15 protein-coding genes, 2 pseudogenes and 1 CRISPR repeat array (1 of these 18 cut by a window edge) are annotated in these 22231 nt (G+C 58.5%); of the genes and pseudogenes, 12 read left to right on the forward strand and 5 right to left on the reverse strand.

The features are described 5' to 3' along the window. Positions 1–3: 3 nt before the first annotated feature. The 5 genes and pseudogenes from CAY53_RS12775 to CAY53_RS10125 form a co-directional block, all read right to left on the reverse strand. On the reverse strand, positions 4–258 hold the full coding sequence (locus CAY53_RS12775) for a hypothetical protein (RefSeq protein WP_146106498.1): 255 nt from the start codon (positions 256–258) through the stop codon (positions 4–6). A 452-nt stretch (positions 259–710) separates the two neighbouring features. Next, positions 711–894: pseudogene (locus CAY53_RS14150) on the reverse strand (RHS repeat-associated core domain-containing protein); the annotation flags it as partial. Then, positions 875–1414 (reverse strand): hypothetical protein, encoded by a 540-nt coding sequence (locus CAY53_RS10115; protein ID WP_146106499.1) that lies wholly within the window; start codon positions 1412–1414, stop codon positions 875–877. The gene CAY53_RS10115 and the pseudogene CAY53_RS14150, both read right to left, overlap by 20 nt. A gap of 114 nt (positions 1415–1528) precedes the next feature. Further along, positions 1529–3862, reverse strand: coding sequence for an RHS repeat domain-containing protein (locus CAY53_RS10120; protein ID WP_104936994.1), 2334 nt, complete (start codon positions 3860–3862; stop codon positions 1529–1531). Between the two features lie 301 nt (positions 3863–4163). Then, complete coding sequence (locus CAY53_RS10125) at positions 4164–5690, reverse strand: RHS repeat domain-containing protein (protein ID WP_146106500.1); 1527 nt, start codon at positions 5688–5690, stop codon at positions 4164–4166. A gap of 1077 nt (positions 5691–6767) precedes the next feature. On the opposite strand from CAY53_RS10125, the pseudogene CAY53_RS10130 reads away from it, so the two are divergent. The 12 genes and pseudogenes from CAY53_RS10130 to CAY53_RS10190 form a co-directional block, all read left to right on the forward strand. After that, positions 6768–7025, forward strand: a pseudogene (locus CAY53_RS10130) (IS5/IS1182 family transposase); the annotation flags it as partial. Between the two features lie 99 nt (positions 7026–7124). Further along, positions 7125–7622 (forward strand): tRNA (adenosine(37)-N6)-threonylcarbamoyltransferase complex ATPase subunit type 1 TsaE, encoded by a 498-nt coding sequence (gene tsaE / locus CAY53_RS10135; protein WP_104936997.1) that lies wholly within the window; start codon positions 7125–7127, stop codon positions 7620–7622. A gap of 4 nt (positions 7623–7626) precedes the next feature. Beyond that, a complete protein-coding gene (locus CAY53_RS10140) occupies positions 7627–9375 on the forward strand; it encodes a YcaO-like family protein (protein WP_104936998.1) in 1749 nt (582 codons plus the stop codon). Between the two features lies 1 nt (position 9376). Beyond that, positions 9377–10429 carry a lipopolysaccharide heptosyltransferase II gene (gene waaF / locus CAY53_RS10145; protein ID WP_104936999.1) on the forward strand — a complete coding sequence of 351 codons (1053 nt, stop codon included), beginning with the start codon at positions 9377–9379 and terminating at the stop codon, positions 10427–10429. A 2-nt stretch (positions 10430–10431) separates the two neighbouring features. Beyond that, positions 10432–11034: a D-glycero-alpha-D-manno-heptose-1,7-bisphosphate 7-phosphatase gene (locus CAY53_RS10150; protein ID WP_104937000.1), complete on the forward strand. Its 603-nt coding sequence runs from the start codon at positions 10432–10434 to the stop codon at positions 11032–11034. Between the two features lie 11 nt (positions 11035–11045). Then, positions 11046–11627 carry a LemA family protein gene (locus CAY53_RS10155; RefSeq protein ID WP_104937001.1) on the forward strand — a complete coding sequence of 194 codons (582 nt, stop codon included), beginning with the start codon at positions 11046–11048 and terminating at the stop codon, positions 11625–11627. A 107-nt stretch (positions 11628–11734) separates the two neighbouring features. After that, positions 11735–12211: a hypothetical protein gene (locus CAY53_RS10160; protein WP_104937002.1), complete on the forward strand. Its 477-nt coding sequence runs from the start codon at positions 11735–11737 to the stop codon at positions 12209–12211. Further along, positions 12208–13134 carry a TPM domain-containing protein gene (locus CAY53_RS10165; protein WP_104937003.1) on the forward strand — a complete coding sequence of 309 codons (927 nt, stop codon included), beginning with the start codon at positions 12208–12210 and terminating at the stop codon, positions 13132–13134. The genes CAY53_RS10160 and CAY53_RS10165 overlap by 4 nt, the downstream gene beginning before the upstream one ends. Before the next feature lie 172 nt (positions 13135–13306). Next, a complete protein-coding gene (locus CAY53_RS10175) occupies positions 13307–14128 on the forward strand; it encodes a glycerophosphodiester phosphodiesterase (RefSeq protein WP_104937005.1) in 822 nt (273 codons plus the stop codon). Between the two features lie 51 nt (positions 14129–14179). Next, positions 14180–16510, forward strand: coding sequence for a penicillin-binding protein 1C (pbpC, locus tag CAY53_RS10180; protein WP_104937006.1), 2331 nt, complete (start codon positions 14180–14182; stop codon positions 16508–16510). An 82-nt stretch (positions 16511–16592) separates the two neighbouring features. After that, positions 16593–19892, forward strand: coding sequence for a transglycosylase domain-containing protein (locus CAY53_RS10185; RefSeq protein ID WP_104937007.1), 3300 nt, complete (start codon positions 16593–16595; stop codon positions 19890–19892). 1044 nt (positions 19893–20936) lie between these two features. Next, on the forward strand, positions 20937–22154 hold the full coding sequence (locus CAY53_RS10190; protein ID WP_104937008.1) for an iron-containing alcohol dehydrogenase: 1218 nt from the start codon (positions 20937–20939) through the stop codon (positions 22152–22154). 63 nt (positions 22155–22217) lie between these two features. Beyond that, positions 22218–22231: a CRISPR direct-repeat array (repeat unit 31 nt); it runs 872 nt beyond the window's last position.

Consider the following 22231-nt stretch of genomic DNA (forward strand, 5'->3'; position numbering starts at 1 on the left):
TACTCACCACCACTTAGATTTGTCCTCTAGCACCACGTCTGCAGGTCCTTTTGTTTTCCATATCCAAGCCTCTTCGAGAGATAATTTTCTTACGCCCCCAAGAGCAATGTCGTCACTTCTGGGGTAAGAGCCATCTACCAAAGAAATCCCCCAAACTTCGTAGCCATTTACTTCTAAGCATAAACAAGGATGATAGGCTGAATCTTCATATATATCTCCTGGACTAATTTCTGTATTGTTTGTTATTTCCTTTGGCATCGGCAACTCCTATCTCTTAGGTGGTAATGGCCATCCATTCTTTTTAATTGTATTAACAATGTCGCATCTTCCTCTTAGATCACTCATATAGTCAGCAACAAATCCATGATAATACTTGATACAGTTCTGTTCATCTGTACGAGTTTCATGGAGTATTACAATTTCACCATGTCCAATGTCATATGCCACTCTTCGCCTTGAACCAGTAGGCGCTGAAATTGATAAAGCATAAGCACCATTAGAAGGTCTTCTCGCTATAACACGTCCACCTCCTGTTACTCTTCTGGCAGGTCCATGCTTATCGTTTTCTTCATAAATTCTCTTATAATCAGGGCATTGATTGCATTCTTGATCATTATTTCTAGATAAATCAATACTCTTTTTTCCAGTATCATTTGCTGCATTTGCTGCCAATATTGCAGCTAATGTTCGAAATCCCCATTGAATTGGCAACGCATACGATAGCCCCTCCGGATCCACCCAATTCACCGGATCATTTTCGACATAGGCATAGAGGTTGAGTCCACCCTCAAGGCCGATCGGGTCGGGGCTGAGATAGCGGCCAGTCTCAGGATCATAAAATCTGTTCCAGTTGTAGTGCAGCCCGGTCTCGGCGTCAAAGTACTGGCCAGGGAATAGATAAATCTGATATACTATATTTATGGTTATTTAAGTTTTTCTGCAATAGTGCAAGAGCCATGGCAAAAGTATGTAACTGTTCTAGTAAATCAAATGCTTCTTGATGGTTATTTTTTATTTTGTCGCAGAGGTCACATATAAAAAATACAATCCTACCTAGATGAAAAATAATCGCCTTTTTCCTCTCGGTGGAAATATTTATATTCCATTTATATACAATGTTGTTAATATCAACAGTTTTTAAATAATTAGCAAATTCATCTTGACTGATATATGAATCTCCCTTGCTCCCCCTGGCAAACATTCTAAAAGCAGAGATATAGTATATATTAAATATTGAAATATGATAAATAATATCATCTATAATTGCTAATATATCAGGAATAAATTGCTCTTTAATATCATCATAATTATCATAATCGGAGAGCATCAATTTTATTTCTTCAGCGCCTACACATAATTCATACATGTTTAATGCACCAAACTCAATCCATTGTTGTCCTTCCTGTTCAAGCACTTGAACTCCTTCGGTTTTGATTATATCAATACTGCCAAGAGAATGCTTTATATTCTCACATACGATTTTTAGTAGTATTCTGAAATGATCCATGTCGTTCAACAATAATCCAAATTAGTTATATGGAGGAAATTTTGGTGTATTATTAGGATATTGACCAGACCAATCACGCGAACAAACAGCATTGAAAACACCTTTTGCATAAATAACGCCAGGCTTATTGCCACATCCTGCTGCATTTGCTTTGTTTATTTTATCTGCCAAATTACTACATACGCCAGGGTGCATATGATGACCTTTTGAGGATGTTCCATAGTTGTGTGCTTCAACGGTTTTAGCTGTTCCCACACAGATTTTTTCATGTTGACTGCATGGATCATCACCACATTCTCGCTTGGTGCGATCTAATGCTGCCTTAGCTGCAACTATCGAAGATGCTGATAATCCCATGATTTCTGCAAATTCGAGAGCCTCCTTATACTTGCCGGCAGCCATCAATGCTTCGAATTTTTTCAAGGGGCTAGGAGCATATGGATTAAGCATAGCAGCCAACCCCTCCGGATCGACCAGATTCACCGGATCATTTTCCACATAGGCATAGAGGTTGAGTCCGCCATCGAGGCCGATGGGATCTGGCGAGAGATACCTTCCCGTATCCGGGTCGTAGTACCTGTTCCAGTTGTAGTGCAGTCCGGTTTCGGCGTCATAGTACTGGCCCGGGAAGCGCAGGTTGTTCTGCACCGTGCCGAGTTGAACCTGGGTCCTGCCAAAGGGTAGGGCGGCCGCCTGCCAGACCACTGTGCCCTCTCCTGTAATCAGTCGCTGCGGCGTGCCCAGGTGATCGTTGATGTAGTAGTACAGCCCAGGCCGGAGTTCGTATTCCCGAAGCGCCACAGGCTCCTGTCCCAGCCAGACGTATTCCCTCAGCACCCTGCCGTTCCCGGCAATCTCCGCCAGCAGCCGGCTCTCCAGGTCATACAGATAGTACGTGGTGCTTGCGCCCACGGTCTTGCGAACCCGCCGGTTCTGGCTGTCATAGCCGTAGCCGGCTAGCTCCTGACCGTTCCGCCGGACTGTTTTCAGACGACCCAGCGCATCCCAGCCGAAGCTTTGCAGCCCGTCAGAGAGCAGACGGCCGGCTGCATCGTAGCTGTAGTTCTTTCCGGCACGCACGGTCAGCTGGTTGCTGGCCGCATCGATGCTGTAGCTCTCGCTGCCCGATTCCACAGCAGGCACGGCCAGTCCTTTGCTCTCTGTCACCTGACCGGCCGCGTTCCGCGTATAGACATAGTCCAGACTCCCAGCCTGGATGCGGCTTGCCTGATAGCGCTGGTCATAGCTCCGGCTCAGATTCACCCCGCCCAGCTGCATGCCCTGCACCGGACCAAAGGGCAGATACCGGATATCACGGGCCAGATCGTGCTCTCCAAAACGAAGCCCGCTGATCCGCCCCGCCGCATCATAGCTGTACTGTAACACCGTGCCCGATGGATAGGTGATGCTGCTCAATTCGCCGGTGGCCTCGTCATAGCCATAGCCCACACTCAGGCTCACACCCTCCCTGCTCACCCGCTCCTGCGTCACCCGGCCCAGACCGTCGTAGCCGAAGCGCCGCTCAAACTCCTCCTCCTGTATCCCCGTCAGACGCCCAGCCGTATCCTGATCCCAGATCAGCTCCACCGGCCGCACAGACCCCGGCCACTGGATACGCACAGGACGGTTCAGCGCGTCCCAGAAGAACTCCGCCCGCTCGCCCAGGGCATTGCTCCGGCTCAGAAGGTTTCCCGCTTCGTCATAGACCGATGCATGCGTCCCCGCATCCGGTGAGGCCACCTGCCGCTCACGGCCAAAGTCGTCATACACGCTCGTGGTCACATGGCTGCGCGCATCCGTCACACCAATGATGTTGTCCCGGCCGTCATAAGCCATGGTGGCAATGCTTTCTCCAGCCCGCTTCTCCGTCAGCCGCCGCCGCAGCCCATCATAACCGTATTCGCTGACCACTCCCAGAGGATCCACCGCGCGAACCAGATTGGCCACAGGATCATAGGCAAACTGCTCCTCGCTGTTGTCCCCATACATCCTTTTCGCCAGGTTCCCCGCCTGATCATAGGCAAAACGCAGACTGTAGCGCAGGCGGTTCTCCGGATCGCGCAGCTCCTGGGCGCTCTGCCGACCCAGACCATCGTAGCTGTAGCTGATGGCATTGCCCAGAGCATCGGTGATCGAGGCCAGCCGCCCCCCGCTGTAGCTGTAGCTCAGCCTGCGGCCGCCCGGCAGGCTCAGACTCTGAAGACGTCCGGCCCCATCGTAGCTGTACGTGGTCACCAGATTGCCGACGCTGCGGGTGAGCACATCGCCCCGGAAGTTGTAGCTCAGGCTCGTCTCGAGCCCGCCGGCATCAATAATCTTCCCGGGTTTGCCCGAAGGTCCGTAGTCGCTGAACACGGTCCTCTGCCCCAGCGCATTTCACATTAAAAAAGCAATCGATAAAAAAATAATAACACAAAAACAAACGACTATATTTATAGAAAGAAGTAAAAATTTAAGATTATTGTCATTGATCTCTTTTTGTATTTTAGAGCATGAATCTAAAAACTTAAAAACTTCAGGAAAAGGGTGTATTACTTTATATCCCTGACTGTTCGTATATTTAAAAGTTTTGTAAATAAGAAAATAAAAAATAATCGCGGCAATAAAAAACAGTGAGAAAGCAATTTTTCTTAGAATCATAAATTAATTTATGTGCTCAATCGCATTTGCACTTCTGATCAGATGGTATAGTGTTAATAAGTCTATAATAACAGCTTGTAGCTTTTGCACCAATACCAACTTTACCGCCACTTACACCAAGTCCTCCAGAGCCACTAACACCACCACCACCTGTATCCACAGTCACAGATCCTTCTGCACCTATAACGTAAGATCCTCCAAGTTCACTGCCCAATAAATTTTTTGCAGGATTACTACATGATTTATTATCACTATTAAAAGCTTTTCCACCACCACCACTTACTTCAAATGCTACGCCTAAACATATCTTTCCATATAAGTGTTTTAATCCTTTGCCATCTTCAGTGCAGCATTCAATCTCAAGCAAACCACCACCTAAAATTAAATGACCTTCCACGCTTTTATAAGCAGCCAGTCCCTCCGGATCGACCAGATTCACCGGATCATTTTCCACATAGGCATAGAGGTTGAGTCCTCCTTCCAGGCCAATGGGGTCTGGAGAGAGATACCTTCCGGTCTCCGGGTCGTAGTAGCGGTTCCAGTTGTAGTGCAGCCCGGTCTCGGCGTCAAAGTACTGGCCCGGGAAGCGCAGGTTGTTCTGCACCGTGCCGAGTTGAATCTGGGTCCTGCCAAAGGGCAGATAGGCCGCCTGCCAGACCACTGTGCCATCCGCAGTAATCAGCTGCTGCGGGGTCCCCAGATGATCGTTGATATAGAAATACAGGCCAGGCCGGAGTTCGTATTCCCGAAGCGCCACCGGCTCCTGCCCCAGCCAGACATATTCCCTCAGTACCCTGCCGCTCCCGGCAATCTCCGCAAGCAGCCGATTCTCCAGATCATACAGATAGTACGTGGTCTTCGCACCCACGGTCTTGCGAACCCGCCGGTTCTGGCTGTCATAGCCGTAGCCGGCTAGCTCCTGACCGTTCCGCCGGACTGTTTTCAGACGACCCAGCGCATCCCAGCCGAAGCTTTGCAGCCCGTCAGAGAGCAGACGGCCGGCTGCATCGTAGCTGTAGTTCTTTCCGGCACGCACGGTCAGCTGGTTGCTGGCCGCATCGATGCTGTAGCTCTCGCTGCCCGATTCCACAGCAGGCACGGCCAGTCCTTTGCTCTCTGTCACCTGACCGGCCGCGTTCCGCGTATAGACATAGTCCAGACTCCCAGCCTGGATGCGGCTTGCCTGATAGCGCTGGTCATAGCTCCGGCTCAGATTCACCCCGCCCAGCTGCATGCCCTGCACCGGACCAAAGGGCAGATACCGGATATCACGGGCCAGATCGTGCTCTCCAAAACGAAGCCCGCTGATCCGCCCCGCCGCATCATAGCTGTACTGTAACACCGTGCCCGATGGATAGGTGATGCTGCTCAATTCGCCGGTGGCCTCGTCATAGCCATAGCCCACACTCAGGCTCACACCCTCCCTGCTCACCCGCTCCTGCGTCACCCGGCCCAGACCGTCGTAGCCGAAGCGCCGCTCAAACTCCTCCTCCTGTATCCCCGTCAGACGCCCAGCCGTATCCTGATCCCAGATCAGCTCCACCGGCCGCACAGCCCCCGGCCAAAGTCGTCGTATACGCTTGCGGTCACATGGTTACGCGCATCCGTCACACTGGCAATATTCTCTCCGCTGTATGCCATGGAGATGGTGCGGTTACCGGGCAGGGTAACACCCATATATTCAGACTGCCAGACTCCAGCTGAGGTTTTTAACCAAGTCTTCACTGGTGCATTTGCAATTTGAATTCGCTGGTAGAGAATTCACTTTTCTTTTTCCCTCTATTGATTTAGGCAGCTATAAAAAATTATCTTTCTTATCTTTACACTGAATCCAAACACACCAGTAAAGAACTATTCCTATCATCAAGTGAACAAATATAATCTCAATTTTTTTTAATAAATCATATACAATACTTTCAAAAAAAGAAAAATATAAACCAACTAATATTGAAATATAGATAGGTAATTTCCGTAATTTCAAATATTTTCTCAAAAAAAAACCACTTATGTGCATGCTGACGGCAAATAAAATAATAACAATGATTTGAGTTATTTCGTTTTGAGCATTTATCATAATAATACCTGCGATAGTCGACTTAGAGCAATAGGTGCGATAGTTGATCTTGAACTACATCTGCTCTTAAACTTTGACAATTATCACATGGGTTCTCAAATGGTCTCCAAGATGGAGTAATTTTCTTTGCAGCATAACTATCAGGCAAAGATGTAGCTAAGCAGAGGTATGTATCAGTGAAACAAGTTGCTTCTCCTGGACCGACTTTCCCCTTAACCAAATTTGTCCAGAAGGTGGGGCCAACAGCCCCTATCGCTCCTGAAATCGCCACATCAACATAATCAATACACCGTAAAGCTTTTCCTATATCATCGCTTACCACCCAATTTGAGCCAAGCTGAAGGAGCAAATTAAAGCCAGCTCCTCCAAGAGGCCCCATTATCCCATATTCACTCGATGAATTCAACTTGCAAGTGCACCAGTGAAGGCATAATTAAGAGCCTATGCGTAAATAGTTCTTTGGATTTACAATCCAGGCTCAGGCCTCATGAATTGCCAAAAAGCAGAAAATCTGGTTGGTTGTGCTCAAGGAGGACGCCATGAGCCAAGACACTCTACAATCGTTTTTTGCGCTGGAGCCGGATGAGCGTCTTCAACAATATTTTTACCGAATTGGCAAAAACAGCGGGGATGGCCAGGTGATGATCGATGCAAGCCGCCTCAAGGCGCATCGTACCGCCGCCAGTTTGCCCAAAAAAGGGCTCTTTCCCGCTGCATCGGACGCACAAAGGGCGGGCTGAACTCCAAAACCATGCCCCTTGCGACGCTCACGGCTGGCCCCTGTCCATGACGCTCACAAAAGGCAGCTTCGCGTTCGGTAAACGCAGGCCTGTTTCACCTGGCCCTTGCCCTTGGCGCCAGTCTCCAGTAGTATGGAAACCTTTTTCCGCTGGAGCATTGCCCATGTCCGATGCCGTGTCCGATACAGTCGCGTTGCAGGTAGCGCAGGCCGATCTGCCGACTCTGAGCCGTTTTGCCGAAGCGCTCGCTCCGGTGCTCGAAGCGGGGGACGTGCTGCTTTTGTACGGTGAGCTGGGCGCGGGCAAAACCACCTTCACCCGTTTGCTCGCGGCGGCCCTGGGGGTGCCCGGTGACGAGGCGGCAAGCCCCTCCTTTGCCCTGGTGCACGAATATCGGGGCCGCCTGCCCCTGTATCATATGGATCTGTATCGACTCTCCGGCCCAGATGAGGTGGAAGACGCCGGCCTGCTGGAATACTTTGCGCCCTCTGCCCTGACCCTTGTGGAATGGCCGGAGCGGCTGGGCGCCTGGCTGCCCGCAAGCCATCTGGCCCTGAGGCTGGCCCAGGATCCGCCTGGTCTCGTCAACCTGACTCTGAGCCCACACGGCGCGGCCTGGCTGCGCCGCCGTTCCCTTCTTCGGCACATTGCGCCATCCTGAAACCATGCCTACAGCACCCGATACGCTCATTGTCCTGAAAGCCTGTCCCAAGGGCTACACCAGAGACCAGGACAAGGTCTGCTCGCCGGTCGATACGCTCGCCCGTTTCCGCGGGCGGCTCAAGGCCTGTGGTCTCGATATCCTGCAGGAAATCCGGCGGATCGACAACGGCCGTCTGGACATTCCCGTGTACTTCAGCGTGTGCGGGGCCGAAGCCCGCCGCGTGATTGGCAGCAGGAAGCAGATGGGCAAGGGCGCGAGCCCGGAGCAGTCGCAGGCCAGCGCCTGCATGGAGCTGGTCGAACGTTTCAGCTTCTTCAGCTTTCTGGAGAATCCGGCCAATTTCCTGACCGGCGACTACGCCGCAGTGGAGGCGCAGGGCTACCCGGTGCTGCCCCTGAGCACGCTGCTGGCCTCGGTGCACGATCACAGGCATTCGCCCGCAATGCTTGGCGAACTGCTCGCCGGCCTGCCGCTGCAGTGGGTCTGGGCGCGCAGGCTTTCGGACGAGAGCGCCTGGCTTCTGCCCTTCAGTTGGTTTTACGCCATCAACGAATTCAATGGGCCGGCTGCGGGCAACACGATCGAGGAGGCCACCCTGCAGGGCATCTGCGAGCTGGTGGAGCGCCATGTCTGCGCCCGCATCAGCCGGGAACGGCTGGCTGTGCCGGAGATCGACCCGGCCAGCATCAGCGGCCCGGTATCCCGCGAACTGCTGGCCAAATTCCAGCGCAACGGCATCCGTCTCAGGCTCTACGACTTTTCGCTGGATACCGGCATCCCGACCGTGGCCGCCCTGGCCTGGGATCCCTCCACCTTCCCGGAAAAGAGCGAGCTGGTCTTTACCGCCGGCACCACGCCGGGGGTGGACAAGGCCGTTATCCGCGCGCTCACCGAGGTGGCCCAGCTTGCGGGCGACTTCAACAGCGGCTCGAACTATGTGGCCAGCGCTTTACCCAAGCCGGCCTCCCTGGACGAAGTGGCCTACCTGCACTCGGGCAAAAGGGTGCCGGTCAGCGCCATTGCCGACCTGCACCGGCCTGATTTTCTGGAGGAAGTGCGGGCCTGCGCACAGGTGCTCGCGCGGCAGGGCCTGGAACTGTATGTGGTCAACACCACGCATCCGGGTCTGCAGATTCCGGCGGTCTATGCCATCATGCCGGGCGCGCATTTCAGGGAACGGGCCATGGGCGGCAATGCCGTCCTCTTTGCGGCCAAGCTGGCCGCCACCCTGCTCGAGGGCAGGGCGCTCACGCGGAAACTCCACGCCATGCAGCAACTGGCGCCAGGGGAATACGCCCTGCCCTTTTACCGGGGCCGGCAGCTCCTCGATGCGGGTGAGCCGGAAGCCGCGCTGCCCCTTTTGCAGGAGGCGCTTGCCCTCTCGCCTCTTGCCGAAGACCTGCCCTATATTCATGCCTATCTGGGCTGCTGCCTGCGGGATCTGGGGCGTTACGAAGAGGCCGTGGCCACCCTGGGCCAGGGACTTGCCTGCGACGAAGAACGGCCGGACATGCACAATGCCCTGGGCGTCTGCCTCTACAAACTGGGCCGCTATGCCGAGGCCACAAGGCATTTCGCCCGGGCCGTGGCCCTGAATCCGGCTTCAGCCATTGACTATGCCAATCTGGCCCTGAATCAGGAGAAGTGCGGCAATCTGGAAGAGGCCCGCCGCAACTACGACATTGCCCTGTCGCTGGATGCGAACATCGCCTTTGCCCGCGAGCATCTGAACGTGCTGGAGAGCAGATAGGATGCAGGCCTTTCCCGAAAATCCGGAAAAGATTCTGGTGCGTTCCACCAACTGGATCGGGGATGCGGTGATGAGCACGCCGGCCCTGAAGAGCCTGCGTCTGGCCTGCCCGGACAGCGAAATCGTGCTGTTGGCCTATCCCTGGGTAAGCGATGTTTTTCGTTACAGTCCGCGGGTTGACCGCATCATCGCCTACGAAAAAAAGGAACGCCACCGGGGGCTGTCCGGCCTGTGGCGGCTGGCGCGGGAGCTGAGGCCGGAGCGTTTCGACTGCGCGATTCTGTTGCAAAACGCCTTTGAGGCCGCCTTCCTTACCTGGCTGGCCAGGATTCCGGTGCGGGGCGGCTACACCACGGACTGCCGCAGCCTGCTGTTGACCCACCGCGTGCACAAGGCGCCCAATATCGTGGTCAAGCACGAGGTGTTCTATTACCAGCGCATCCTGCGGGGGCTGGGCATTCCGACCGGGGACAACGAGCTTGAAGTCTTTCTGCCGGGCTTCGAGATCGACGAGGCCAGGGCGCGGCTCCGGCAGCTCACGGGCGAACGCACGTCCGCGGTCAGGATCATTGGCTTCAATCCCGGTGCGGCCTTCGGCCCGGCCAAGCGCTGGCCTGCGGAACGCTATGCCGGGCTGGCGCGGCTGATTGCCAGACGCTACGATGCCCGCATTCTGCTCTTCGGCAGTCAGGCCGATCAGGAGACCACTGCGGAGATCGTGCGGCTGGCCGGGAAAAAGGCGCAGCTGGTCGATCTGGCCGGCAAAACCCGGCTGATCACGGCCATGGCCCTGATCGGCGAATGCGACGCCTTTGTCACCAACGATTCCGGGCTGATGCACGTGGCCGCGGCCCTGCACACCCCACAGGTGGCGCTGTTCGGCTCCACCGACCACGTGGCCACCGGGCCCTATTCGGCCAGTGCCGTGGTCATCAGAAAGGCCCTGCCGTGCAGCCCCTGCAAGCAGAAGAAATGTCCACTGGGCCATTTCCAGTGCATGAAGATGATTACCTGCGACGAGGTCTTCGCCGCGTTGCAGCCAATGCTGGGCTGAATATGACGCTCCTGAAACCCGCAGTTTTTCTCGACCGGGACGGCACTGTCAACGAGCAGATGGGCTATGTCAATCACATCAGCCGCTTCCGGCTCCTGCCCGGTGTGGCCGTGGCCATCCGCGCGCTGAACGAACGGCAGGTGCCGGTCGTGGTGGTCACCAACCAGTCTGGTCTGGCCCGGGGCTGTTTTCCGGAAAGCCTGTTGGCCGAGGTGCATGCCCTCATGCAGCGGCTGCTGGCCGGGGAGGGGGCGCATCTGGACGGCATTTACGTGTGCCCGCATCATCCGGAGGCCAAGGTCGCCCGGTACCGCCTGGACTGCGATTGCAGAAAGCCGAAGCCCGGCCTGCTGCGGCAGGCCGCACAGGATCTGGGCCTGGATCTGGCGCGTTCCTACATGGTGGGCGACCGCTGGATCGATCTGCGCGCCGGGCAGGCGGCAGGCGCCAAAACCATTCTGGTACGCAGCGGCTACGGCCGGGGCGAGGAAGACTATATTGGCCCCCATGAGGCCCTGCAGCCGGACATGCGGGCCGAGGATCTCGCGGAAGCAGTGGCCTGGATTCTGGCCGATCTGACCCGGCAAACCGGGTACAAAGAGTAAAGGAGCGGAGAGTGAAGGTTTGGGGAACTTTGCTGGTGGCACTGGCCCTGTTCGGGGTGGGCCTGTATGTCACCTACGACGGACTGGTGAGCAAGGAAGAGGCGGTATTCAGGGCCTGGGCGGACGTGGAATCCACCCTGCAGCGACGCGCCGATCTGATTCCCAATCTGGTGGCCACCGTGCGGGGCTCTGCCGCGCACGAGCAGGAGACCCTGAAGCTCGTGGTCGAGGCCAGAACCCAGGCCGTGCAGCCGCTTGCGCCCCGGGAGCTGTCCGATCCGGCCCTGATGCAGCGCTTCCAGCAGTCGCAGTCTGCCCTGGGTTCTGCGCTCTCCCGGCTGCTGGTGGTGGCCGAGAGCTATCCGGAACTCAAGGCCAGCCGGAATTTCCAGGACCTGCAGGTCCAGCTCGAAGGGACGGAAAACCGTATCAACGTGGCCCGGGAGCGTTACAATCAGGCGGTCGGGGCCTTTAACGGCGCGATTCGCAGCTTTCTTGGCGCTCGGATCAACGAGCGTTTTCTGCAGCTGGAGCCCAAGGAGTATTTCAAGGCCGGGGAAACCGCCAAAGCAGTGCCCAGTGTCTCGTTCTGATGCGGTGCCGGAGCCTGTCAGGACCCTGTGGTGAGCGACGGCCGGGCTTTGCATCGGGCTGGTTGGGGGCGACATGGGCTCGCATTCCGGGTACAGGGGGGGAGAGCATGAAAAACTGTGTGTTTTTCCAATGGATCATCCAGATTGCCGTGGCCGCGCTGGCTGTGACGCTGCTCTCCGGATTTACGCCGACTCTGCACGGCTCGAAGGAAGACAAGGAACTACTCGGCGGATTCATTCTCATGCTTCTTGCGTGCAGGTACGGTCTGCCCTTTGCCCTGGCTGCCGGCTGCTGGTTCCGCCGTTCTTTTGTCAGGGCCGTGCTGGCGGGCGCTCTTGTGGGCGTGGCAATGGAGTTGTTGCTGTTCCTGTTATCTGAACCTGAATTTTCCCCGTTCCACATGATTCTCCGGGACTTGTTGATCGCGTTTCCGCTCTGTGCCATCCCCTGTGCGCTGGGCGCGGGCATTGTGCCGCTGCAGTATGCCGCTGCTCCGCGATCCGCAGGACACTCTGGCACAGAAAGAAAAGCGGAGATCCCGGCTGTCGACGAAGAGCGGAAGAATCCCGAAGGTAAGCTATGAAAAACACTGTTTCCTGGCAAAACGCGATTGTCCTGTTGCTGGCCGCGCTGGCTGCGGCATTGCTGCCCGGTCCTGCCCTGGCCCTGGATGTGCCGCCCTTGAGCGGCCGGGTAAACGACCTGGCGGGTATTCTCTCGCCGGAAATCGAGGCCCGGCTGGATGCCGATCTGGCCCGGCTCGAGGAGCAGGACGGCACCCAGATCGCAGTGCTGACCATTCAAACTCTTGCCGGGGAAGAGCTGGAGCGCTTCTCCTTGAGGGTGGCGAGCACCTGGGGACTGGGGCAGAAGGGCAAGGACAACGGCGCGCTGCTTCTGGTGGCCGTGAAGGAGCACGATGTCCGCATTGAAGTGGGCTATGGTCTTGAGGACAAATTGACCGACATGACGAGTGGTCAGATCATTCGCCATGCCATTGTGCCGGCCTTTCGGGCGGGCGATTTCAACGCTGGGGTGGAGCGTGGCGTGGCCGCGATGATTCAGGCCGTGCACGGCGAATACCAGCCGCCGGAAAAACTGGCGGACACAGGCGGCCCAGCCCAGCCCGGGTCGAAGAGCGGGGACATCGAGCTGGATGCGCCCCTGGGCGCCCTGCTCGTTCTGGTGCCGCTGGTCGCCACCTGCTGTCGCCGCCGGCCCTGGCTGCCGCCGCTGGCCGGCGCTGTGACCGGTTTTGTGGTATGGCTGGGCTTCCGGGATGCTGTGGCCTCGCCCTGGGGGCTGGTTTTTCTGGGCTCATTCTGCTCCGGGCTGTTGGCCTGGCTCATCTCCTGGGTTGCGGACCTGCCCGAGGGGACAGCAGGCGGGGGCGGCAGTTCCAGGGACCGTGATTCCGATGACAGGAGCTGGCGTTCTTCTTCCAACGACAGATTTTCCGGAGGCGGCGGCAGTTTTGGCGGTGGCGGCGCGTCGGGCAAATGGTGAGGTTTCGCGGCCCCGCTTTTTTCTGGGTCCGGAGTGAAAGCATGCGGTCGATTCTTTTCCCCACCGGGGGGCCGGCGCACGCCGGCGGGCTGGTATCCGCCTCTTTCCCGCCGGCAGCGAAGCCGGACAGACAGCCCCCGGCCTGTATGGACGCAGGCGGGCAGGAGCAGGCATGAACAAGACTTGGGGCCGTCTGGCCCGTTCGTGGCAACGCGGGCCGCTGCGATCCGGAAATGGGCTGCGCATCATTGCCCACCGGGGCTTTCGCGCAGCGTATCCGGAAAATACCAAAAGCGCTTTTTTTGCGAGTCTGGGCCGGAGCCACATGGTGGAACTGGATGTACGCCTGAGCCTGGACAATGCGGTCGTGATTTTCCATGACGACCGGCTTTCCCGCTGCAGCAACGCGGCCGTCATCGGCCCGAAGCTGGGGCTTGCGGACGACCGGGTGGCGAACTGGCGACTTTCTGATCTGCGCCTGCTTGATCTGGGCGGCTGGTTCGGGGCCCCGGGCCTGCCGGCAGGCCCTGAACGGTTGCCGACCCTGGCCGAAGTGCTGGCCTGGGCGCGGCACTGCCGGATGCCGCTCAATGTGGAGCTGAAGGACCAGGGCGAAGTCAGGAAAAACGCGCTGTTGGTGCAAAAAAGCGTGCAGCAGATCGTGGCGGCAGACTGCACGGAACTGGTGCTCTTCTCCTCCTTCTGTCTGGACATGCTGCGCCAGGCCCTGGCCCTGGCGCCCTTTATCTCCCGCGCGCTGCTCTACGGCGGCCCGCCGCCCCCGGATTTGCCGGAGCAGCTCGCGACCCTTGGCTCCTGGGCCTGTCACCCGGAGCAGCACGACGTGGATGCCGCCCTGGTGCAGCGGCTGCATGCGGAGGGCCGGGCCGTGCACGTATGGACGGTCAATGAGCGCAGGGACTGGCAGCGGCTGGCCGCCCTGGGCGCTGACGGCGTGATTACCGATTGCCCGGCCCTGGATGCACGCTGCTAGCGCGCTGCATTTCCCGATTCCCTGAAAGTCAGATCCTTTGGATTCGCTCTCATGTCCGTTCAAGGCCGCCTGTATCGCCTGTCCCGTCTTGCGGCACCCCTCTGCCTGCTCTGCCTCCTGCTCCTGGCTCTGGACCAGCTTTTTCCGCCGCCCCCTCTGACCGCCCGGGCCGCGTCTGGAAAGGCCGCGCCCTTTGCCCAGGTGGTTCTGGCCCGGGACGGCAGCCTGCTCCGCGCCTTTCCGGACGAGCGGCACATCTGGCGTTATCCGGTGAGCCTCTCCGATGTGTCGCCCCTGTACCTGCAGGCGCTCATCACGTACGAAGACCGCTATTTTTACGCCCACCCGGGCGTCAATCCGGCGGCGCTCTGCCGGGCCGCCTGGCAGTGGCTGAGCAGCCATCGCATCGTGTCCGGCGGCTCCACCCTCACCATGCAGGTGGCCAGGCTGCTGGAGCCCCATCCCCGCACCCTTGCCGGCAAGCTCCGGCAGATGCTGCGGGCCCTGCAACTGGAGCGCCGCCATTCCAAGGATGAAATTCTCGGCTACTACCTGAATCACGCGCCCATGGGCGGCGTGCTGGAAGGTGTGGAGGCGGCCAGCCGGGGCTACTTCGGCAAGCCCTCCAGACAACTGAGCCATGCCGAGGCGGCGCTGCTGGCGGTGTTGCCGCAGAGCCCCTCGCGGCTGCGGCCAGACCGATACCGGGAGCGCGCGCAGCGGGCCCGGGACAAGCTCCTGGCCCGCATGGCCGGCTGCTGGCCGGCTGCAAGTATCCGCGAGGCAGAGACCGAACCGGTCTATGCCCTGCAACTGTCCTCGCCCCTGCGGGCGCCCCTGCTGGCCGAGCGCCTGCACCGGGAGAGCGCGGCGGGCCGGATCCGGACCACGATTGACATGCAGATGCAGGCCACGGTGGAGGAGCTGGTGCTGAGCCGGGTGCAGCAGTTGCCGCCCCGGGTGTCCATGGCGGCACTCGTGATGGCGCTGCCCGGCGGGGAGGTGCGGGCCTATGTGGGTTCTGCGGACTTTGCCGACCAGAACCGCTTCAGCCACGTGGACATGGTGCGGGCCAGGCGCTCGCCCGGTTCCACCCTGAAGCCCTTTCTGTACGGCATGGCGCTGGACGATGGCCTGATTCATTCCGAATCCCTGCTTGCCGACGTGCCCCGCAGCTTTGGCGGCTACCAGCCGGGCAATTTCCAGCAGTCCTTCAATGGCCCGGTGAGCGTCTCGGAGGCGCTGACCAGATCCCTGAACGTGCCGGCGGTCGAGGTGCTGGACCGGCTCGGCCCGGCCCGCTTTGCGGCCGGGCTGCGACAGGGCGGCCTGCGCCTGACGCTGCCGGATGGCGCGGAGCCGAATCTTGCCCTGATTCTGGGCGGCGCGGCCACGAGTCTTGAAGAGCTGACAGGCGCGTACAGCGCGCTGGCGCGGGACGGCGTGGCCCTGAAGCCGCGGCTCCTGCCGGATGCGCCCCCTGTCGAGCGCCGCATGCTGTCCGCCGGGGCGGCCTACATCATCCGGGATATTCTGGAATCGGGCGGCGTCATGGACAAGGGACTCGGCACCCGGCCGGGCGCGCGGCAGGGCGTGGCCTGGAAAACCGGCACCAGTTTCGGCTTCCGCGATGCCTGGTCCATCGGCGTGTCGGACAGCTACTGCATCGGCGTGTGGGTGGGCAGGCCGGATGGCACGCCCAATCCCGGCTTTTTCGGGGCCAACGTGGCAGCGCCCCTCTTGCTCGACCTTTTCCACGCCCTCGATCCCGCGCCGCCCGCGCCGCGCCGGCCGCCACCCACGGTGAGCCGGGCGGAAATCTGCTGGCCGCTGGGCCTTGTGGCCGCAGGGCCAAAGGATCCGGCCTGCATCGAGCGCCGGAGCGCCTGGCTCCTGCACAACACCGCACCGCCCACCTTTCCCGATCCCCTCTATCAGGGCCGGCTCCGTTTCAGTTATTATGTGAGTGCTGCGGGCCTTCGTCTGGGGCCGGATTGCGGCGAGGCGGGCATGCGGCTCGTGCAGGCCCTGCGTTGGCCGGCGCTTTTGGAGCCGTGGCTCGCGCCGGAGCGGCGGCACAAGACCATGCCGCCGCCCTGGGACCCGCGCTGCAGCGAAGCGGAAAGCGGCCAGGCCCTGGTGATCTCGGGCCTGCACGACGGCACCGTGCTGCGCCGGGCCGGGGATGGCGCGGCGCCCCTGGTCGAACTCCGGGCCAGAGGGGCGAGCGGCGAGGTCTTCTGGCTGCTGGACGGCAAGCTTGCGGCCCAGACCGAGGCCGACGCGGCCTGGCTGCTGCGCTTCACCGAAACAGGTCCCCATGTCCTGACCGCGGTGAGCGGACAGGGCGCTTTCCAGCGTATTTCTGTGGTTGTGCAGTAGACCGGCATTCTGGTATCGTGCCAGCGCTCTGCACCCTGTCTGGCCCGCATTTCCGGCCAGATCTGATTGATCGGATAATACCATGAAAAAATTCATAAAATTTCTGAAGTACAGTTTTCTGTTCTGCTTCATCCTGGGGCTTTTGCTTGCAGCGGGCGGCGCCTACTGGCTCTACTACCAGATTGTGAAGGTCCCGGCGCCTGAAATGACCGAGGCCAACATCAGCGCCATTCTGGGCCGGGAAAGCCCGGTATATTACAGCGACGGCGTGACCCAGTTCGGCGTCCTGTTCGAGGATGTGCACCGGCAGTACGTCAAGTACGATGAGATTCCAAAGCACTTCATCCAGGCCCTGATCGCAGCCGAGGACGACCAGTACTTCAACCACTTCGGCGTGGATCCCATGGGCATTGCCCGGGCGCTGCTCGCCAATTACCGGGCCGGCAGAGTGGTGCAGGGCGGCAGCACCCTGACACAACAGACCGCCAAGAACCTGTTCAAGCGCGAATCCCGCAGTCTCAAGGCCAAGATCAAGGAGCTGATGCAGGCCTTCCGGCTGGAGTATTATTTTTCCAAGGAAAAAATTCTCGAATTTTACTGCAACCAGTTCTACGTGAGCGGCAACGGCCACGGCCTGGGGGTGGCGGCACGCTACTTTTTCGACAAGGAGCCCGCTGAACTGACGCTGGTGGAGGCGGCGTTCATCGCGGGCTGTGTCAAACAGCCCAACTACTACAATCCCTTTCTGAAGAAAAACCGGGAAGACCCGATCGAGGCCAGAAAACGTGCCATGATCCGGGTGCGCTATGTGCTGGGCCAGATGCGGGAAAAAGGCATGCTCTCGGCCGAGGACTTTGCTGTCGCCCGTACCACGGAACTCGAATTCCGCCAGGGTAAGATGTCCTACGGGCAGAACGCCACCATGGATCTGCTCAAGGAGGGCCTTGGCTCGCCCATCCTGATGGAATTTCTCGAAGAAAACGGGATTTCCAATATCTCCACCTCAGGCGCGCGCATCATTACCACCCTGGACAAGGACCTGCAGGATCAGACCGTGTACGCCCTGCGCCGGCACCTCTCCCGGCTGGATGTCCAGCTTCGGGGCTACAGGCGTGAGGCTGTGCAGAAGGAATATGCGGAACTGGAGTATCAGGGCGATGAGGAGATCGTGCCCCGCGCCTTTGTGTTCGGCACTCTGGGGGCAGTGGATGCAGACAGCGGTCTGTTCACCGTAGAGCTGGCCGACGGCACCCAGGGGCTGCTGGCGCGGGACGGGCTGGCCAAAACGGCCAAAGGCCAGCTCAAGCCAGGCGACAGGGTGTACGTCAGCGTGCAGGACAAGCGGGCCGAGAATGGCGAGTTCCTGCTGGATCTGGAGCGCTATCCCAAGGTGGATGGCGGCGCGATTGTGCTGCAGAAGGGCGCGATCCGGGCCATGAGCAGCGGCATGTCCAACGTGCACTTCAACCGGGCCACCAGCGCGGCCCGCAACATGGGTTCCACCTTCAAGACCCTGGTGTATGCCGCAGCCATTCAGCTCGGCTGGAGTCCGGCGGATCTGCTCAACAACCGGCCCAACACCTTTACCTTCAACGGCGCTGTCTATACGCCCGCGGCCAGCCACCGCGGCGCGGCCCCGGATGTCACCATGAGCTGGGCCGGCGTCAAGTCGGAGAACCTGGCCAGCGTCTGGCTGCTGTATCATCTGACCGACAAGGTGGATAAGCCGGGGCTCAGGGAAATGGCCCTGCAACTGGGCATGGCGCCCTGGGAGAACGGCAGCAGGCAGGAGACTGTGGCCCAGTACCGGGCGCGGCTGCATAACCGCTTTCACTTCAACCTGAAGGTTTCCGACAGCATGATGGAGCAGGCCGTCTACGATACGGCCGTGCGGGCCCTGAAGGCGGATTTCCTCTTTGCCGGTCATCAGGAGGAATACGATCGTCTGAGCCGGCTGCCCTACGATGCCACCAGCGCTTTCGGCGGGGAAGACGGCAGTTTTCTGCGCATCCGCCAGTGTCTGAAGGACATGATCGCCTACCGGCAATACCTGGAACACTATCAGCCCATTGATCCGGATCAGGCTTTTGACATGCCGGATTATGTGCTCTCCATCGGCGAGAGTTCCAGGCAGGAGGAAAGGGATGCTGCCCGGGAAAACGCCTTCAGCCGGGGTGGACTCTACCGGAGCAGCGACGGTGCCTTGATCTTCAGCCTGCACGGCAACATGGCCGAAGGCTGGCAGTTCATGCCGCCCGGCGAAGTGCAGCGGCTGCTGACCGGCAAAAGCCATGCGGAGGAGCTGGCCTTCTGGCAGGGCGTGCTGCTGGAAGGCTGGATCAACGCCGAGTCGGTTGCCGAGGTGGAAGAGCAGATCAAGGTGGAACGGCAGCGCTTCGACAAGCGCAACCTCTACTCCCTGAACGTGCTGTGCGAGATTCGGGAGTTTCGGGTCATGGTCGGCCTGCAGTATCTGATGGCCCTGGCCCGGGCCTGCGGCGTGGACAGCCACTTCGAGCCGGTGCTGCCCACGGCGCTGGGCGCCAATGTGGTCACGCTGTCGGAAATCGCCCGCATCTACGAGGCCATGGTGACCGGCAACCGTTATGACCCGGCGGACGCCGCTTCCATGGAACGTCTGGAAGGGGAAAACCGAAGCGATCGCGACGGCCTGTCGATTATCGAGCGGATCGTCACCCCGGACGGCCGTGAAGTGTACACGCGGAGTCCCCACGCCACCCGGGTTTTTGACGGCCGTACCTCGGCCGCCATTGGCAGCATTCTGCAGAACGTGGTGCGTTACGGCACCGGCAGGAGGGCGCAGGCGGTGCAGCTGCACGCTCAGGATGCAGACCAGAGCGCCAGACTGGCCAGACTGAAGCACCATCTGCCCCTTCTGGGCAAGACCGGCACAGCCAACGAAAACCGCAATGTCGCTTTCCTGGGCTATGTCCCGGTGCTGGCACAGGACGACAGCTCGGTGCTGGCCCTGGAAAACGGGTACACGGTTGGGGTGTATGTGGGCCATGACCGGAATCAGAAGATGTCCCGGGGCATTGACGGCGCCCACGGCGCCCTGCCGGCCTGGACGGTCATTGCCCAGGCCCTGGTCGACCACGAACAGATAGGCGACAAGGCGGATCCGGTTGACCTGCAGTTCAATTCCGGCCTGCCGCTCCGCTATCCGGATGTGGGACAGGTTTTCCTGCCGGTGTCCGAACAGTCGGGCGTGCCAAGCGGCCCTCCCGGCAAGCATCAGTTGATTGCGCCGGACTATGCGGCGATTCTGGACGTGGGCGGGCAGGAAAAGGGCAGGTTCGCGCCACAGCGAAATTTCCTGCCCTTCTGGCGCCTGCCGGAAGAGAGCAAGGCTGAAAAATAGGGCAGTGAGCCTTCTGGCTCCCATTCTTTTCATGTGGAGCGCCTCCTGCAGTCCGGTATACCGGGCTCTGCGAACAGCCTGATAAAACCGGCAATTCGCGGTTCAGGTGCCCTGACCATGTCACGGGGCGCTCCGTGCAGGGCACCCGGCTGCCGAGCTGGGCTGGTTGGGCGCGGCGGATGTTGCTGTTCCGTATTCTGTTCCTGGCGCCGGACAACCGCGGACTCTGGCCTGGTTAATGCCATCATGGGCCGCAGCCTTGATATGTTGAAAATCAGAGAAGGTATCGCAAGCAGTGTTCCGGCGATGAAACAATAAAATTTGTTCAGATATTTGTATAGAATAAAGGTTAAAGATTTTAGTTACGCCTTAAAATATTTTATGTCTCTATTATTTACCCGCAAAAAAATAAAATAATGATTGAGGATTGTCAGAAAGCGTGTATACCTATCTCATGAAAGAAATGCATGGGTCCATATAATCGGGTGACCCAATCTGCATTGTGCAGGCAGGCAGTCAGGATTCGCACGGGGCCAACAAAGAGACGGAGGAGATTGTCGGCATCCGTGACAATCGGCCGGAAGCGTAAAAAGGTTCGTGGTCCTGAATCATTTGTCGTGCACAGTCCCTGCATATCTGGACTGCCTGTTTCACTGCGCAAACCCCTGCCAAAGGGCCCTGCGAGCATGAGGCGGGAGCCAAAGCTCTGACCAGGATTGTCCGGGGATTGCCACCCGGACGAAGCGAGGGAAGGCGGAGATGCCTTGGGGGGAGAAGGAACCCGAATGTTCGTGAAAATTTTACTGCGAGAACCTGCCACATCAGAAATTGTTTCGTGCCTTGGGTACTATGCTGCATGATTTCGATATGTATTCACTCGAAGTAATGACAACCTGTGAACCGTACTTCCAAAGGCCAGTCTTGGCCACAGTGCGATGAACAGGAGGGGCGCATCGCTCCGACAGGATGCCCCCGTGGTCTGTTTTTGTCCTGATGCCTGGGACAAAAAAACTTTCAATGTTACCTCTTGAGGAGGAGAATGCCATGCAACAATTCACAAACCCGAGATTTGTCTATCACGGAGAAGATGCCCTGAGCACTCTCAAGAAGCTGAAGGGTAAAAAGGCCATGATCTGCATTGGCGGCGGTTCCATCAAACGGAACGGCTTTCTGGAACTGATTGAGAAGAACCTGAAGGAAGCCGGTTTTGTGACAAAACTCTTTGAAGGCATTGAATCCGACCCGTCCGTGGAAACCGTGAACAAGGGTGCAGCCGCGTTTCAAGAATTTCAGCCGGACTGGATCGTCGCGGTGGGTGGCGGCTCACCGATCGATGCGGCCAAGGCCATGTGGGTCAAGTACGAATACCCGGACATCACTTTCGAGCAGATGTGCACACCGTTCGGCCTGCCTGAGATGCGGAAAAAGGCCCGTTTTTGCGCCATTCCCACAACCTCGGGTACAGGAACCGAAGTGACGGCCTTTGCGATCATCACCGACTACCAGAAGGGTATCAAGTACCCAATGGCCGATTTCGAGATTACCCCGGACGTAGCCATTGTTGATCCGGCCCTGGTGCAGAAGCTGCCGGCCAAGTTGGTAGCCTTCACCGGCATGGACGCCCTGACCCATAACATCGAAGCCTACGTTTCCACCGCGCACTCCTGCTATACCGATGCCATGGCCCTGCACTCCATCCGCATGATCCAGGAGAGCCTTGTATACTCCTATGCAGGCGACCCTGAGGCCCGCAGCGCCATGCACGATGCCCAGTGCCTAGCTGGTATTGCCTTTTCGAGCGGCCTTTTGGGTATTGTCCATTCCATGGCCCACAAGACCGGTGCAGCCTTCAAGAACGGGCACATCATCCATGGTGCAGCCAATGCCATGTATTTGCCCAAGGTTATCAAGTTCAACGCGGGTCGACGAGAAATCGCCCTGCGTTATGCCCAGATCGCAGACGCCATCAATCTGGGTGGCTCGACCGTGTGCGACAAGGTGGATAATTTGATCGGCTTTTGCCGTCGACTCAACACGGAACTGAACATCCCGATGGCAATTCAGAGTTATGGCGAAGGCGGTCTGAAGGTCGAGGCGGGCAAGGGGATTGTGCCGGAAGACGAGTTCCAGGCCAAGCTCTCCGACATTGCGGCCAACGCCCTGACCGATGCCTGCACCGGCTGCAACCCGCGGCCCATCAATCAAAAGCAGATGGAGCAGATGCTGAAATGCTGCTATTATGATGAAGACGTGCTGTTCTGATTAACCTGTTTTTTTCGTTGCAAGGAAAGGGCCTGCCTTACGCAGGCCCTTATAAAATTCCGTGTTTCAATTCACGC

Source organism: Desulfobulbus oralis (assembly GCF_002952055.1).
In the GTDB taxonomy this organism is placed as follows: domain Bacteria; phylum Desulfobacterota; class Desulfobulbia; order Desulfobulbales; family Desulfobulbaceae; genus Desulfobulbus; species Desulfobulbus oralis.

What these genes read in the sequence shown, in the direction of transcription:
- CAY53_RS10160 (WP_104937002.1), top strand. Translation starts at nt 11,735, where the DNA reads ATGAAAAACTGTGTGTTTTTCCAATGGATCATCCAGATTGCCGTGGCC.
- pbpC (WP_104937006.1), top strand. Translation starts at nt 14,180, where the DNA reads ATGTCCGTTCAAGGCCGCCTGTATCGCCTGTCCCGTCTTGCGGCACCC.
- CAY53_RS10190 (WP_104937008.1), top strand. Translation starts at nt 20,937, where the DNA reads ATGCAACAATTCACAAACCCGAGATTTGTCTATCACGGAGAAGATGCC.
- tsaE (WP_104936997.1), top strand. Translation starts at nt 7,125, where the DNA reads ATGTCCGATGCCGTGTCCGATACAGTCGCGTTGCAGGTAGCGCAGGCC.
- CAY53_RS10175 (WP_104937005.1), top strand. Translation starts at nt 13,307, where the DNA reads ATGAACAAGACTTGGGGCCGTCTGGCCCGTTCGTGGCAACGCGGGCCG.
- CAY53_RS10185 (WP_104937007.1), top strand. Translation starts at nt 16,593, where the DNA reads ATGAAAAAATTCATAAAATTTCTGAAGTACAGTTTTCTGTTCTGCTTC.
- CAY53_RS10150 (WP_104937000.1), top strand. Translation starts at nt 10,432, where the DNA reads ATGACGCTCCTGAAACCCGCAGTTTTTCTCGACCGGGACGGCACTGTC.
- CAY53_RS12775 (WP_146106498.1), bottom strand. Translation starts at nt 258, where the DNA reads ATGCCAAAGGAAATAACAAACAATACAGAAATTAGTCCAGGAGATATA.
- waaF (WP_104936999.1), top strand. Translation starts at nt 9,377, where the DNA reads ATGCAGGCCTTTCCCGAAAATCCGGAAAAGATTCTGGTGCGTTCCACC.
- CAY53_RS10165 (WP_104937003.1), top strand. Translation starts at nt 12,208, where the DNA reads ATGAAAAACACTGTTTCCTGGCAAAACGCGATTGTCCTGTTGCTGGCC.
- CAY53_RS10140 (WP_104936998.1), top strand. Translation starts at nt 7,627, where the DNA reads ATGCCTACAGCACCCGATACGCTCATTGTCCTGAAAGCCTGTCCCAAG.